The following is a 14,978-nucleotide window of genomic DNA, read 5'->3' on the forward strand; positions in this document are numbered from 1 at the left end:
CAATGCTTCTGAAAAATGACACTATTAGCCGTTCTTGGTTGATAACACAAGTAAAAAAGCACAAGTCCAAGCTGATCATAGCGAACTTGATAGCGGTGCTTGCAACCTTGATTAGTGTTCCAATTCCCCTCCTCATGCCTTTGATGGTTGATGAGGTCTTATTGGACCAACCTGCAAAAGGCTTAGATGCCATGAATGCCATTCTCCCTGAAGCGTGGCACACTCCGACAGGCTATATTTTCTTCACCCTGTTCTTGGTTGTTCTTATGCGAGCTGCGAGCCAAGGATTAAATATCCTTCAAAGCCGACAATTTACGCTTGTTTCAAAAACCATCACGTTTGAGATGCGCAGTAAAATGATCGACAAGCTCGGCCGTATCAGCATCCGACAATACGAAACCAAAGGTAGCGGAGGAATCAACGCACACCTTATCACTGACATTGAGACCATTGATAAATTTATTGGTTCTACGTTAGCAAAATTCGTTATCAGTTTTCTGACTGTTATTGGTACTGCTATCGTTCTACTTTGGCTCGATTGGCGACTTGGTCTGTTTATCCTGTTAGTTAACCCTATTGTCATTTACTTCTCACGTAAACTAGGCAGTATGGTTAAACATCTGAAACGGAAGGAAAATCATTCTTTTGAAATTTTCCAAAACCGTTTGGTTGAAACATTAGATGGAATCTACCAACTACGCGCAGCCAATAAAGAGCGAGAATTCCTCCAACAACTCAAAGACAGTGCGAACCAAGTTCGCGTTGATGCAGACAAGTATGCTTGGCAATCTGAAGCGGCTGGTCGCGTTTCTTTCCTTCTCTTTTTGATCGGCTTTGAATTATTCAGAGCTGTCGCAATGTTAATGGTCATGTTCAGTGACCTTACTATTGGCCAAATATTTGCCGTTTTTGGTTACCTATGGTTCATGCTGTCTCCTGTTCAAGAGTTGCTTGGGATTCAGTTTTCTTGGTACAGCGCTAAAGCCGCATTAAAACGCATCAACGACTTATTAGAGTTAGAAGAAGAGCAGAGACCGGTTCCTAAGGTAAATCCTTTCAAAGAAGGTAGAGAAGTTGACGTTAAAGTAGAAAACATTAATTTCTCTTACAATAATGAAAACAAAGTCCTAGATAATCTTTCTTTACATATGCCGGCAGGAAAGAAAGTGGCGTTAGTTGGTGCAAGCGGCGGTGGTAAGTCGACCTTGATACAATTACTTATTGGGGTTTACCGTCAAAACTCCGGTAGCATTCGCTTTAATGATGAATTAACAGAAGATATTGGCTTTGAAGTAATTCGCGACAAAATTGCCGTGGTATTACAGCAACCTATACTATTTAACGACACCTTGAGGCATAATCTAACGCTTGGTGGGAATTTTGACGAAATGTCACTTTGGCGTGCGCTTGAAGTGGCTCAGCTGCAAGATGTAATTTCTCAACTTAACCACGGCTTGGATACTCAAGTTGGTCGTAATGGCATTCGTTTGTCAGGAGGTCAACGACAACGGCTTGCCATTGCCAGAATGGTGCTGAGTAATCCTCAATTTGTAATTTTAGACGAAGCCACGTCTGCGCTAGATACCGCTACTGAAGCGGCTTTACACAAAGCACTGACCGAGTTCTTACGTGGTAGAACAACATTAATCGTTGCGCACCGACTATCCGCTGTTAAACAAGCCGATTTGATCTACGTGCTTGAAGATGGGAAAGTGACGCAAACAGGTACTCATGGTGAGTTAGTTGAGCAAGAAGGCTTATATCAAACCTTATATGGGGGCATACAGTCCCACGCTTAAATCGTTCAAGCTAGAGAGGTCGTTATGACCTCTCTGTCTAAGCACGCCATGCAACCCAATAACGTACGTTTGTGCCAAGGTTGTGAATTGCCTGTCGACATCGTCGACTTACCCCATGGCAAAAATGCACACTGCCCTCGTTGTGGTACGCAATTATATCGCGGAGGTAGCCCTAGCCTCTCTGGTAATCTAGCCGTCGCGATAACCTGCATCCTACTATTTATTCCATCGCACTTTTTTAACTTTATTAGCATCCGACTCTTTGGTGTGATGATTCCGGCAACCCTACCTTCAGGGATGATCACATTGATGGAAGAAGGATTTGTTCTTCTTTCATTGCTCATTCTATTTTGTAGCTCTCTTGCGCCACTGACGGTTTGTGTTTCAGTGGTAACGGCGCATATTTCTTTACATCAACGATGGTTCCGTGGGCTTCGTATCTCACTGTGGCTAATTCAACATTTGAAGCATTGGGTTATGTTGGATGTGTTCTTAGTTAGCATCGCCATTTCCTGTTTTAAACTCCAAGATTATTCCGACATTTTCGTCGGTCCAGGGTTAATTGGTCTGGTTCTTTTGCAGATATTTACCGTTTTGTTAGTTTCAAGAATCAGCGTGCGTCGTTATTGGGAAGCTTGGAAGCCAGAAAGTTTATATGCTTTTGAGCATAAAGATGTGCATTGCCATGAATGCCACTTGTCCCAGCCTGAAGGTGACCATTGCCAGCGTTGTCATCACGAGTTATATCATCGCAAGCCAAACTCCATTCAGAAAACATGGGCTTACCTCATCGCAGCAACGGTCGCCATCTTCCCCGCTAACCTGATCCCTATTTCCATCTTGCTTACCAATGGTAAGCGTTTGGAGGACACTATTTTTTCAGGCGTGGCTGGTTTGGTAAAAAGCGGCATGTATGGAATCGCTGCGATCATTTTTGTTGCCAGTATCGTTGTCCCGGTGATTAAAATACTTGGGCTCGCCTACATCATGCTTTGCATCCAATTCAAACGTTCGGTGTTTAAGAGACAACGAATGATGGTTTACTTTGTTGTTAAATGGATCGGTAAATGGTCTGTGATGGATTTGTTTGTTATTTCTATCATGATGACGTTAGTCGATCGTGGTCAGATACTGGATTTCACACCAGGATATGGCGCGGTAGCATTTGGTGTTGTCGTTGTATTGACCATGCTTGCAGCAGAAAGTATTGATCCAAGGCTAATCTGGGACCAAACAAGCCCAAAACAATCAGAAAAAGAGTCAATGAATGAGTGATCAGAACAGTTCTCAAACGTCATACGTACCAGATGTAAAGCGGAGTAAAGGCATATCTCCTCTTTGGCTGTTGCCAATTTTGACCATGGTCTTAGCTGGCTGGCTTGTTGTGAAGTCGATACACGATGCAGGACAACGAGTGCAAATCTATTTTTCTGATGCCGCTGGTCTTGTCGCCGGCCGAACCACTATCCGTTACCAAGGATTAGAAGTCGGCATGGTAAGAGACATTAACCTCACCGAAGATCTCGGCAGTATTTATGTCGATGCTGATATCTATCCTGAAGCTGCAAAGTTACTGAACGATAAAACACGCTTTTGGTTAGTAAAACCAACAGCTAGTCTAACGGGAGTTTCCGGACTGGATGCGCTCGTCTCAGGTAACTACATCTCGATTCAACCCGGAGATGGTCAAGAGTTTGAGACAACATTCCATGCGTTAGACTCTGCCCCAACAGATTTACGCGTTTCTCAAGGTTTGAATATTAAGCTCAAAAGCCGTGATTTAGGTGGTGTATCGGTTGGCTCTCAAATTGTTTATAGGAAAATCCCAATCGGTGAAGTGTACAGTTACCAGCTAGATGAAGATGCAAAATCTATCACTATTCAAGCCAACATTCAGGATCAATACCGACATATCATTAACAACCGCAGTCGATTCTGGAACGTCAGTGGAATTGGTGCCAGCATCGGTTTTGAAGGTGTCGATGTAAGACTAGAAAGCATGAGTGCCTTACTAGGTGGCGCCATCGCCGTCGACTCTCCGGATGATGGTGAGCCTGTAGAAGAGAACACCGAGTTCCGTTTGTATAAAGATTTGAAAACTGCTGGTCGAGGCATCGCGGTTAAAATCGTCCTACCTGATGACAGCAAGATCAGCGGAGAAGGCGCTCCAATTATGTATCGCGGAATCGAAATTGGCCAAGTTACGGACTTGAGCCTTTCCGAAGGCCGAGAAGTGATATTGGCGTCAGCGGCAATTCAACCCGCTTTTAGTGACATGCTGACGACAGGTACTCGATTTGTCTTAGAAGAAGCAAAAGTGTCCCTTTCAGGTGTTGAAAACATTGCTAATTTAGTGCGAGGAAACTTCTTAACGATCGTGCCGGGCGCGGGTGAACGCTCTCGCCGCTTTACTGCCATTCGTAAAAACGTGTTTAACCAGCAGCAAGAAAAGTCCATCGCGATTCGTTTGGTATCCGACAATTCGTTTGGCCTAGATAGCGGTGCCAATGTACTTTATAAAGGCATCGTTGTTGGTTCAATCATCAAAGTGGGCCTAGTTAAGGAAGATAAAAAATCACAACACGAAGTATTTATGGATGTATTGATTGACCATGAATACAAACATCTGATCAAATCAAACAATCGTTTTTATGTAACCGGCAGTGCATCAGCAGAGTTAACTGAATCCGGGCTCAGCGTTACCGTTCCTCCAGCAAAGCAGTTGTTAACCGGGTCAATTAGTTTTGTGAGCGAAGGCAAGCAGGATATTCAAAAAGAGTATCAACTGTTCCAAAATGAATCATTGGCTGAATTGGCGCAGTACAATCAAAGTGGCTCTAGGGCGCTAACACTATTTGCTTCTGAATTGCCGCCGATTTCCAAAGGCAGTCCTCTACTCTATCGTAATCTTCCAGTTGGTAACGTCTCCGATTTCCAACTAGTTGATGGCGGAGTACTAATTAAGGCTACTATCGAAAACCGCTTCGCTTATCTTGTAACGCCACAAACCGTTTTTTGGAATCGTTCAGGGATTGAGATAGATGCATCATTAGCTGGCGTCAGTGTGAAAGCACACCCTTTGAAGTCGTTAATCGAAGGTGGCATCGCTTTTGACTCCGTGCCAGGCGTTGAAAACAAAATCGGAGAAAACTGGAAGCTGTATTCTGATCAAAAAACCGCTCGCAAGTTTGGGCGCGTCATTGCTTTAGAAACCGACGGTTCGCAAGAGATTGCTAAAGGAATGCCGATTGAATATCAAGGTGTTAAAGTTGGTGAAATCACTCTGGTTGTACCGAATTTTCGTCGTAACATGGTTGAAGTCACTGCAAGAATCCTACCTGAATACGTAGAAAACATTGCGGTTGAAGGCTCACATTTTTGGCTAACTGAACCAGAAATTGGTTTAGGTGGCGTTAAAAACCTCGGGGCGTTGGTTTCGAAATCCATCAGTGTTGAACCAGGTAAAGGTAAAGCTAAATTTGATTTTCAAATAAAAAATAGTTCAGAACGCGTGCATGGAATCATGTTTACGTTACAAAGTGAACAAAGAGGCTCAGTACAAGTCGGTACCCCTATTCTTTACCGCCAGATGGAAGTTGGCCAAGTGACCGACGTAAGCCTAGGAGAATTTGCTGATCGCATCGTCACGACTATCAAAATACAGCCTGAATATGCTTACCTCGTTCGTCAAAACAGTGTGTTCTGGAATGTTTCAGGAGTAGATGTTTCCATCGGGCTTACCGGCGCTAACATCAAAGCGGGAACCTTTGATAGTTTAGTTCGCGGAGGAATTGCGTTTTCAACGCCAGAGCAATCGACTATTCCACCAGCGGCAAAGAGTGGGCAATCTTTCTTTTTGTATCCACAAGCTGAAGAAGGTTGGACTCAATGGCGTACAGCGATTCCTAAGCCGTAGAATAAAGCTCAATTCACGTACAATTGAAGTTTGATCACTTTAAAAGAGCAGCAATCGCTGCTCTTTTTTATTGCTCGGCCCTTGTCACTATTCGTTTCTGCTTCGCTTTCGTATATTATTTGCCACAAATTCTGCAAACGAGATCCCACATTGCATCCTAATGTTTACATCCCAGACGCGTTTCTGGAAAAAATCCAAACCATCCTTCCTGCTCACCTCAACATGGAAGACTTTATTGCTTCGTGCCAAAAGCCACTGCGCAAAAGTATTCGAGTTAATACGTTGAAGATCAGTGTTGAAGCGTTTCTAGAACGAGCAGAAACAAAAGGCTGGAAGCTTTCTCCTGTGCCTTGGTGTGACACAGGTTTTTGGATTGAAGCGGATGAGTCAGTTGTACCATTAGGCAACACAGCAGAACACATGTCTGGCTTATTCTACATTCAAGAAGCCAGTTCGATGATGCCGGTATCTGCTCTGTTTATGAATGATGAATCTTACGATGCCGTGTTAGATACCGCAGCCGCTCCCGGCTCAAAAACCACTCAAATTGCAGCTTTAATGAACAACGAAGGTGTACTTGTGGCCAATGAATACGCCGCAAGTCGTGTAAAAGTACTGCACGCTAATGTGGAACGTTGTGGGGTACGTAACGCCGCACTAAGTAACTTCGATGGACGCGTTTTTGGCGGTTGGCTACCAGAACAATTTGATGCGGTTTTGCTCGACGCGCCTTGCTCTGGAGAAGGCACCGTTCGCAAAGACGAAGATGCGATGAAAAACTGGACGCAAGCTTCCGTACTCGACATCGCTGACACGCAGAAAGATCTTATTGAAAGCGCCTTCCATGCATTAAAGCCCGGTGGTGTGATGGTTTACTCAACATGTACGCTCAGTACAGAAGAAAACCAACAAGTTTGTCATCACTTGAAAGAAACCTTTGGGGATGCTGTAGAGTTTGAAAGCCTTGAGAACTTGTTTGAAAACGCAGAGGCAGCTCTAACTGAAGAAGGCTTTTTGCATATTTTCCCGCAGGTCTACGACTGTGAAGGGTTCTTTGTTGCAAGAATTCGCAAACTGGCTGCTGTTGAGGCGCCAGAAGTCAAAAAGCGCATGGGGAAATTCCCCTTTGCTAAAACTTCAAAAAAAGAATCGACAGAAATTGCTCAACAACTCCAAAGCGCGTTAGGTATTAAACTTCCAAATGACAGTTCTGTATGGCTTCGCGATAAAGATGTCTGGCTGTTCCCTAATGCTTTAGAAGCGATGATCGGCGAATTACGCTTCTCCCGTATGGGTATAAAGATCGCGGAAGCCCATAAAAATGGCTACCGTTGGCAACACCAAGTCGCGACTGCCCTGGCGACAGGTTCTGAAAGCAACGCCATTGAACTCAGTATTGAAGAAGCGCGCGAATGGTACATGGGGCGTGATGTTCGCCCACAAACCATTCCTGAGGGAATGAAAACAGGTAAAGGCGAAGTGCTTGTCACCTATCAAGGTGCAGTTATTGGCCTTGGCAAGTGGGTAAGCAACCGAATAAAGAATGGCCTCCCTCGCGAATTAGTACGAGATAAGAACTTATTTTAAAAGACGTAACGAACCATAAATAAATGAAAAGCCATCGTATTTGCGATGGCCTTTTAGTTCGTAAGTATGAAAGCAAGTGGGCTCGCTAGCGATCCGGACACGCTGTACTAAACTAGTTGTATCAAAGTAATGCTTTGATGTGGCATTTCTCTCTATGTTCACCAACAAAATTATTGTTGGACAAGTTTAGCGCAGGCTCTGCGGAGCCGTTTCCCCTAGGCCCAAAAAAAGGAAAAGTTTGGGCCGTTTTTTTGGCTGTAGATCCGCTTTACGTGAGTTTGGACTACGCTAGACGAATACCGTCTTTCTCAATGACAATTTTACCCTGCTTGTATAAGCCACCGATGGTCTTTTTATAAGTCCCTTTACTTGTGCGGAAAGCATCAAAAATCGCTTCAGGAGACGACTTGTCATTCAAAGGCAAAAATCCGCCTTTCTTCTCTAGCAGGTCAAGGATCTTACTAGAAAGATCGTCCATTTTCGCCACACCGACTTTTTGTAGAGCAAGGTCGATTTTGCCATCTTCACGAATGTGCTTAATAAAGCCTTTCAGCTTTTTACCGATGTAAAGCTTACCAAAAACATCCGATGGGAAAATCATGCCCCAATGCTTACCGTTAACGATAGCTTTATAACCAAGTTGACTACGCTCTGCGATGATCAAATCAACTTGCTCGTTAACTTCATAATTCGCTGGAGTTTTATCTAACCATTTATTGAACTTAGTCGTACCAACAATGCGACCTGACGCTTTGTCGGTATAAACATACACTAAAATGGTTTGTCCGGCAGAGAAGCGAGTGCGTTGCTCACTAAAAGGAATCAGTAAGTCCTTTTCTTTGATGCCCCAATTTACAAAAGCACCTGTCGCATTCACACCCTCAATCTTCATTAAACCCCACTCACCCACTTGGGCAATTGGTCTTTCAATGGTCGCAGCAAGTTGGCTTTCTGAATCGAAGTACAGAAATACGTCTACATGCTCACCAATTTCAGTACCCTCTGGTACATACTTACTAGGTAGTAGAACAGAACCGTAATCATCGCCATCCAGAAATACGCCAAAATCAGCCTTTTTAATGACTTCTAAGCTGTTAATTTGACCAATTTTAATCATTGATTTTGTCTCTTTTTAAATTTACGTGGAATTATACCTAAACTAACAAGAAAATCAGAGAGAAAAGCATAGTGCTCTGTTATGCTGTTGTCGTTCAGCTATATGCCCCAGTCACTCTTTTAGCACTCTTATACTTACCTGCTCAACGGAACGCATAAGTTAAGAATGCTTTAGCAAAGTCAGGAGCTTTCTTTGGTCACCGTCGATAAACAAGACTCAATAACATTAAAAATCAGTCATGCACTCGCAAAGAGCAAAAGTGTCGACCTAGATATTTACTTTTTTATACCTGGTGAGCTTGGTTTAAACGCCGATATCATCAGTGAATCCGAATTTTATTACACCTCAATCACACAGCAACGATCTTATTACAGTACTGAAATCCTTCTTCCGCTAGTACACAGTCGACTTGCCAAACGTGGACGCCTGTCGAATCAGCAATACCGAGTAAGTTTGAGTTTGTTCGCTTACCAATACGTTATCGCGCTAGACAAAGCGGTAGCAAGTTTAAACAAGCATGAGAACAACTCCGTAACGGAAGATGAAGTGGACGAAGTTATCGAGCTCACGCTTGAGATCTTAAAGCGCTTGCGGCGTTCTATTCCTTATGAAGAGAACTTAAAACGCTACTACGTTAACATCGATAACTATCTGTCTTGGTATACCGAGCAAAAGTTCCTGTCACTGGTGGCCCATCTACCACGTGAAGGCGACTATGGCACGATCAAAAAGCGTCTGATCACGCTATGTGAGAAAGAGCAAGCCCATCGTAAACTCAACAAATACAACTCATCAAGAGTCGTTGAAGACGTTACTCGCCTATCTAACAAAATGCGCTTGCTAAGGCGATTGATTGAACACCCTATCGTGCTTCGTGAAGAAACCATATCGATGGGTAACAACATTAAGCGCGCTATCAAAGGTATTGCAACCGGTTTAGTGATGGTTGTCGTGACCTCGACAGTGATTCTCGCTCGCGATTATCTGGGGGAAATTTCTGCCTCATTCATTATCGCGATGTCTTTTATTTACGCTTTACGAGAAATCTTTAAAGATGATTTACGCGATGCCATGTGGCGATGGATCCGTAAAGGCAAGCCAAAATGGCGTAAGAAGTATGTTGATCCAACGACGAAAAAAGTGGTTGGCAAAAAATTGGAGTGGCTCGATTATCGTACCTTAAGTAGCTTGCCGGATAAGATTCAAAGAATACGTAAAAAACGCGTCGTTCAACGTGAAGAGCAGATTCTTCATTATCACGAGAAAACCGAAATGGCGACCTCTCTTTTCTTGAGTGGTTACGAACAAACGAGAGAAACATTGAACATCAGTTTACGCCCTATCATCCGCTTGATGGATAAAAGCTCAAACCGAGTTTACCGTTTAAATGAAGGTCAAGTAACCAAAGAGTCAGTAGAGAAACGTCATTTGCTCAATGTGATTGTCAAAGAGGACAACCACACCGATGAGCCTGTTTATTACCGCTGGAAAGTGGTCTTAAATCGCTCCAAAATCGTCTCTATCGAGAAGATTGAACTCAATTAAGCCACCGCCTTTAAACAAGCGAGCCACAAACCACTAGGCAGCCTCTTTTCTTTGTTGGGCTGCTTTTTTTATCGAAAGAGTAAGCGAGAATTCAGCCATTGGCTCGTCACCATGTAAGTTAGGACACAGCGCGACAATTTTTACGTCACGATTTACTCGTTCACCCGTTGCCAAGGTGTGCTCGAGCATCTCATCAATGACATGACCATCGTTACAAACAAAGTGCACATCGGCTTCCGGGCGCTTTAAAAACTCGGCTTTCACACCTTTAAATGCTAGCGAGATCGCTTCTCCCTTTTCTTGCGCTTTACTCATAGCAAGAAAACCACCAGCAACATCAGCGCCAACGGCTAAAGCGCCGAAATACATGCTATTCAGGTGGTTCTTCGTTCTTCTGCGCAATGGGATACGAACCTCAACATGCTTGCTATCTATCGCAATGATTTTAGGGTGGCAAAGCCAAATCAGCGGCACTTTTGAAAAGCCAAACAGATTTAGATACAAATTCGCACGACGTAGAGCTGATAACATTTTGGTCTCCTTACCAATCTAGTCAGACCAGTTAATCAACGAAAGAAATAGATGTCAAAGAAATGTTAACAAAAGCTCGATCTCACGAGTTATTTAACCCTCATAAAGTGACGGCGTCACCCGTAAGGTATGAAGTTTATCGCAGTTACTTAGATTACCTTACAGCGAGATAGATAAAATGGTTATAAATTCAAATGTATATATATTGATTTAATGATCAAGTTTTGTCATTTATACATAAGTCATTTAAATGAATACCTACACCTTTGTATACAATTCGGTATTTCCTGGCGAAGATTCCCGTGAAACGGTTTATTCCTGCCTGTAATTCCGTTATCTTTACCCCTTCGCAATAGAGAATAAAGCTATAACATGCCTATAAAAACAGATGAATTGAGAACCCAGCCTTTGGGTCCAATGCCTACCCCAGCAGAGCTAGGTAGTGTACATCCTATTACGGATGACGTTGCAGACCGTATCGCTCAATCTCGTCGTCAGATTGAAAACATTTTATCGGGTGAAGACAATCGCCTTCTTGCGATTGTAGGTCCGTGTTCTGTTCACGACACTGAAGCTGCCATTGATTACGCCACTCGCCTGAGTGAAATCCAAGACAAGTACAAAGACGAGCTATTTATCGTGATGCGTACTTACTTTGAAAAGCCTCGTACAGTAGTTGGTTGGAAAGGTTTGATTACGGACCCTAACCTAGATGGTTCTTACGCACTTGAAGCTGGTCTTCATAAAGCTCGTAAACTACTACTGGATATCAACAAGCTTGGTCTTGCGACTGCTACTGAGTTTCTTGATATGATCACTGGTCAATACATCGCGGATTTGATCACTTGGGGCGCGATTGGTGCTCGCACAACGGAATCACAAATTCACCGTGAAATGGCGTCGGCACTATCTTGCCCAGTTGGTTTCAAAAATGGCACAAATGGCAACGTAAAAATTGCAATTGATGCAATTCGCGCATCGAAAGCATCGCATTACTTCTACTCGCCAGATAAGAACGGTCGAATGACGGTTTACCGCACAAGTGGCAACCCTTACGGTCATATTATTCTGCGCGGTGGAGAAAAAGGCCCTAACTTTGATGAAGCATCAGTCAAACAAGCATGTGATGCTTTAGCTGAGTTTGGATTGCCACAACGTTTGGTTGTGGATTTCAGCCATGCAAACTGTCAGAAGCAACACAGAAAACAAATCGACGTAGCTCAGGACATTTGTAACCAAATTAAGTCAGGCAGCACTCGTATTGCGGGTATCATGGCTGAAAGCTTTATTCTTGAAGGCAATCAGCCAATGACTGACATCAATAACCTAACGTATGGTCAGTCTATTACAGATCCATGCCTAGGTTGGGAAGACACTGCTACAATGCTAGATATGCTGGCAAGCGCTGTTAAGTCCCGAAAGTCCCTATAACAAAATAATCAAGGAATCTTCATGCCATCGTTTGATATTGTTTCTGAAATCGATACGGTTGAACTACGTAACGCCGTTGATAACGCTAACCGTGAATTGTCTACTCGTTTCGATTTCCGCAACGTAAATGCGAGCTTTGAGCTAGTAGAAGAAAACGTAAAAATGTCTGCGGAAGGTGACTTCCAACTTAAGCAAATGCGCGACATTTTACGCGGCCACTTAGCGAAGCGTAACATTGACGCGAACGCAATGGATGCACAAGACCCAGACGTTACTGGTAAAAACTGGCACCAAACTCTGCTTTTCCGCCAAGGTATTGATACTCCAACGGCGAAAAAAGTAGTGAAACTTATCAAAGACGCAAAGTTAAAAGTACAAGCCTCTATTCAAGGCGACAAAGTACGTGTTACTGGTAAGAAACGCGACGACCTGCAAGCGACAATGGCAGCGATTCGTGAAGCAGAGATGGGTATCCCATTCCAGTTTAACAACTTCCGTGATTAATCAATCTGAGAAGTAAATAAAAACGCCAGCGCATAATCCGCTGGCGTTTTTTATTGGCTTTAGTGTAACGAACTACGTATCCACTTTAGCATTTGACATTGCTAGATAACTAAGTCCTGCCCTTGCAGCAATACGAATTCGCTCGTTCCTTGTGGTATGAACACGCAAATTCGAAGCTTTTCAGCTTTAGCCTTAGCCTTAGCCAGCATATCCGAAAGCTCAGCAGCGCTCGAGAAAGCTTCTCTTTCTGCATCTCTTCGTATTAGTTCTAACACATTCGCTTCACATCGAGTTGAGTACAGAGCCAGCTCCGCTTGTTGCATATAGCGTACGGCTTTTATTGGCAACATCTCAACATCTTTCCCAACATGAACCCAAGTACAACTTCCCTTTTCATCTAAAGGTGTTGCCATGGTCGCTTGGTAAATTGCTTCTAACTCTCGATTATCTCGTGCGTTTTCAACCTCGGGATTCGAGAAGAATTGCTCCCAAAACTTACGGCGTAAATCGACGCTAGGCAATGCCTCTTTAATTGAGTTTCGCTTTGAGTTAGCAAAATCCGCCATCAACCCCATGTTTTGTGGCAGTATCGATTCAAGCTTTTCACGGATGTTTCGAATTAAAACTGGCGAAGCTCCACCACTAGAGATAGCGATTTGGATGCGGCCACGATTAATCATTGACGGCGTGATGAAATCACAGTAAGGCTTATCATCCACAACGTTAACCAAGATGCCTAGCTCTTTAGCATCTTTGTACACTTGGTGATTTAGCTCAGGATTGTCTGTCGTCGCCCACACTTGAACAAAGCTTTTAGTGACAATGTCACTCGAATAGAAACGTTGTACCCAGCGCAGTTGATGCTCAGAAGCAAGCTTAGACAGAAAATCAACCAACGTCGGAGAAACGATAGTCACATCCGCCCCAGCCTTTAGCAACGCTTCCACCTTTCGGCTTGCCACCTCACCGCCACCCACGACGAGAACGGGTTTATTAATTAAATCTAAGAACAGAGGAAAATATCGCATTTCAATCCATGATTACTCTAATTAGCTGTTGTAGACCATGCTACCAAAAATGGGGCAAGCTCATCACCCTGTTTCGGTATCACAAATAATTTTTGTTTGAATTTTTACTGAACTTCACCTTGCTCAGCTAATGACAGTTTTAATAACAACTTTTTATTCTTTTGTATTGTTCACTCTTCTATTGATTGTTCTGATGCACCAAATTGTCCATGAATTGCACTATTTACAAACAATTAACATTTCGTCATTCTAAATCTCAAGGCACTTTGTAAGTTCTCTCAAAACTTCATTTAAATTATATATTTGAGAATTAACAGATCCTTTCCTACGCTTATAACTGGTTGATCTATCGAATGCCGTTTCTTCGAAAATCAATCACGTAGGACGATAACTCTAACGAATTGGACACGTTATTTCAGGTCACTCCTGATTAAACATGGATCATACAGGAAGGATACAAATGGCAAATAAACTCACAGTTCTTGCTTCCGTCGTAGCGGCTTCTACTGCGATGATGGCAACATCAGCTCAAGCAGCAGACACTACTCTGGACAAAGTCACAAAACAAGGCTTTCTTACTTGTGGCGTAAGTACCGGTCTACCTGGTTTCTCTAACCCTAACTCAAAAGGCGAATGGGAAGGTATCGACGTAGAATATTGCCAAGCACTGGCTGCAGCCGTTCTTGGGGATAAAACGAAAGTTAAATATGTACCCCTAACCGCAAAAGAACGTTTCACTGCGCTTCAATCTGGTGAGATTGATGTGCTTTCCCGTAACACGACCTGGACTCTCCACCGTGACACTGCACTGGGCCTAAACTTCGTAGGTGTGAACTACTACGACGGTCAAGGCTTTATGGTGAAGAAGGAACTTGGTATATCAAGTGCTAAAGAGCTTGATGGTGCGTCGGTATGTGTTCAATCAGGTACAACAACCGAGCTAAACCTTGCAGATTATTTCCGCAACCAAGGCATGGCGTACAAACCTGTGGTATTCGACACAGCGGCGCAAACTTCGAAAGGTTTTGATGCGGGACGCTGTGACGTATTAACAACTGACCAATCTGGCCTTTATGCACTACGTTTGAATTTGAAAGATCCGTCCTCTGCGGCCGTTCTTCCAGAAATCATCTCTAAAGAGCCACTAGGTCCAGTCGTTCGTCAAGGCGATGATCAATGGTTTAACATCGCTAAGTGGACATTGTCTGCGATGATTAACGCTGAAGAATACGGTATTAGTTCGAAGAATGCGGATGAAATGCTGAAGTCAACAGATCCAAACATCAAACGTATCCTCGGTGTTGATGGCCCTAAAGGCAAAGGTTTGGGTATTCGTGACGATTGGGGCTACCAAGTTATCAAACAAGTTGGTAATTATGGTGAAAGCTTCGAACGTACAGTCGGTACTGGTTCGCCGTTAGAAATCTCTCGTGGCGTTAATGCGCTATGGAATGCAGGCGGCTTTATGTACGCGCCACCAATCCGATAGAAAGAGTTAATCAGGGCGGTTCATGCCGCCC

11 protein-coding genes are annotated in these 14,978 nt (G+C 43.5%); 8 read left to right on the top strand and 3 right to left on the bottom strand.

Going from position 1 to position 14,978, the window contains the following annotated elements; translation table 11 throughout:
- The first annotated feature begins 2 nt into the window (after positions 1 to 2).
- From R7R78_RS02340 to rsmF, 4 genes are all read left to right on the top strand, one after another.
- Complete coding sequence (locus R7R78_RS02340; protein WP_017634277.1) at positions 3 to 1,799, top strand: ABC transporter ATP-binding protein; 1,797 nt, start codon at positions 3 to 5, stop codon at positions 1,797 to 1,799.
- 24 nt (positions 1,800 to 1,823) lie between these two features.
- On the top strand, positions 1,824 to 3,074 hold the full coding sequence (locus tag R7R78_RS02345) for a paraquat-inducible protein A (protein ID WP_005377429.1): 1,251 nt from the start codon (positions 1,824 to 1,826) through the stop codon (positions 3,072 to 3,074).
- Positions 3,067 to 5,715 carry an MlaD family protein gene (locus R7R78_RS02350; protein WP_225472947.1) on the top strand — a complete coding sequence of 883 codons (2,649 nt, stop codon included), beginning with the start codon at positions 3,067 to 3,069 and terminating at the stop codon, positions 5,713 to 5,715. Before R7R78_RS02345 ends, R7R78_RS02350 begins: the two co-directional genes overlap by 8 nt.
- 150 nt (positions 5,716 to 5,865) lie before the next feature.
- Positions 5,866 to 7,302, top strand: a complete 1,437-nt coding sequence (gene rsmF / locus R7R78_RS02355) for a 16S rRNA (cytosine(1407)-C(5))-methyltransferase RsmF (protein ID WP_031781146.1) — start codon at positions 5,866 to 5,868, stop codon at positions 7,300 to 7,302.
- 283 nt (positions 7,303 to 7,585) lie between these two features.
- Here rsmF and R7R78_RS02360 read toward each other — a convergent pair whose 3' ends face one another.
- Positions 7,586 to 8,419: a S1 RNA-binding domain-containing protein gene (locus R7R78_RS02360; protein WP_017633794.1), complete on the bottom strand. Its 834-nt coding sequence runs from the start codon at positions 8,417 to 8,419 to the stop codon at positions 7,586 to 7,588.
- A gap of 192 nt (positions 8,420 to 8,611) precedes the next feature.
- On the opposite strand from R7R78_RS02360, the gene R7R78_RS02365 reads away from it, so the two are divergent.
- The gene (locus R7R78_RS02365) at positions 8,612 to 9,964 is read left to right on the top strand and encodes a hypothetical protein (RefSeq protein ID WP_005377421.1); all 1,353 of its coding nucleotides are present in this window, start codon (positions 8,612 to 8,614) and stop codon (positions 9,962 to 9,964) included.
- 33 nt (positions 9,965 to 9,997) lie between these two features.
- On the opposite strand, the gene R7R78_RS02370 is transcribed toward R7R78_RS02365, so the two are convergent.
- Positions 9,998 to 10,495 (bottom strand): DUF4442 domain-containing protein, encoded by a 498-nt coding sequence (locus tag R7R78_RS02370; RefSeq protein ID WP_005377418.1) that lies wholly within the window; start codon positions 10,493 to 10,495, stop codon positions 9,998 to 10,000.
- Between the two features lie 372 nt (positions 10,496 to 10,867).
- Between R7R78_RS02370 and R7R78_RS02375 the strand changes: the two genes are divergently transcribed.
- Positions 10,868 to 11,926, top strand: a complete 1,059-nt coding sequence (locus tag R7R78_RS02375) for a 3-deoxy-7-phosphoheptulonate synthase (protein WP_005377417.1) — start codon at positions 10,868 to 10,870, stop codon at positions 11,924 to 11,926.
- Between the two features lie 21 nt (positions 11,927 to 11,947).
- Entirely contained in the window at positions 11,948 to 12,430 is a 483-nt protein-coding gene (locus R7R78_RS02380) for a YajQ family cyclic di-GMP-binding protein (RefSeq protein WP_005377415.1), read from the top strand.
- Between the two features lie 101 nt (positions 12,431 to 12,531).
- On the opposite strand, the gene R7R78_RS02385 is transcribed toward R7R78_RS02380, so the two are convergent.
- Positions 12,532 to 13,458 (bottom strand): bifunctional precorrin-2 dehydrogenase/sirohydrochlorin ferrochelatase, encoded by a 927-nt coding sequence (locus tag R7R78_RS02385; RefSeq protein WP_213872036.1) that lies wholly within the window; start codon positions 13,456 to 13,458, stop codon positions 12,532 to 12,534.
- 460 nt (positions 13,459 to 13,918) lie between these two features.
- Between R7R78_RS02385 and R7R78_RS02390 the strand changes: the two genes are divergently transcribed.
- Positions 13,919 to 14,947: an amino acid ABC transporter substrate-binding protein gene (locus R7R78_RS02390; RefSeq protein ID WP_005377403.1), complete on the top strand. Its 1,029-nt coding sequence runs from the start codon at positions 13,919 to 13,921 to the stop codon at positions 14,945 to 14,947.
- Positions 14,948 to 14,978: the final 31 nt, after the last annotated feature.

The sequence above is a fragment of the Vibrio sp. 2134-1 genome (assembly GCF_033339495.1).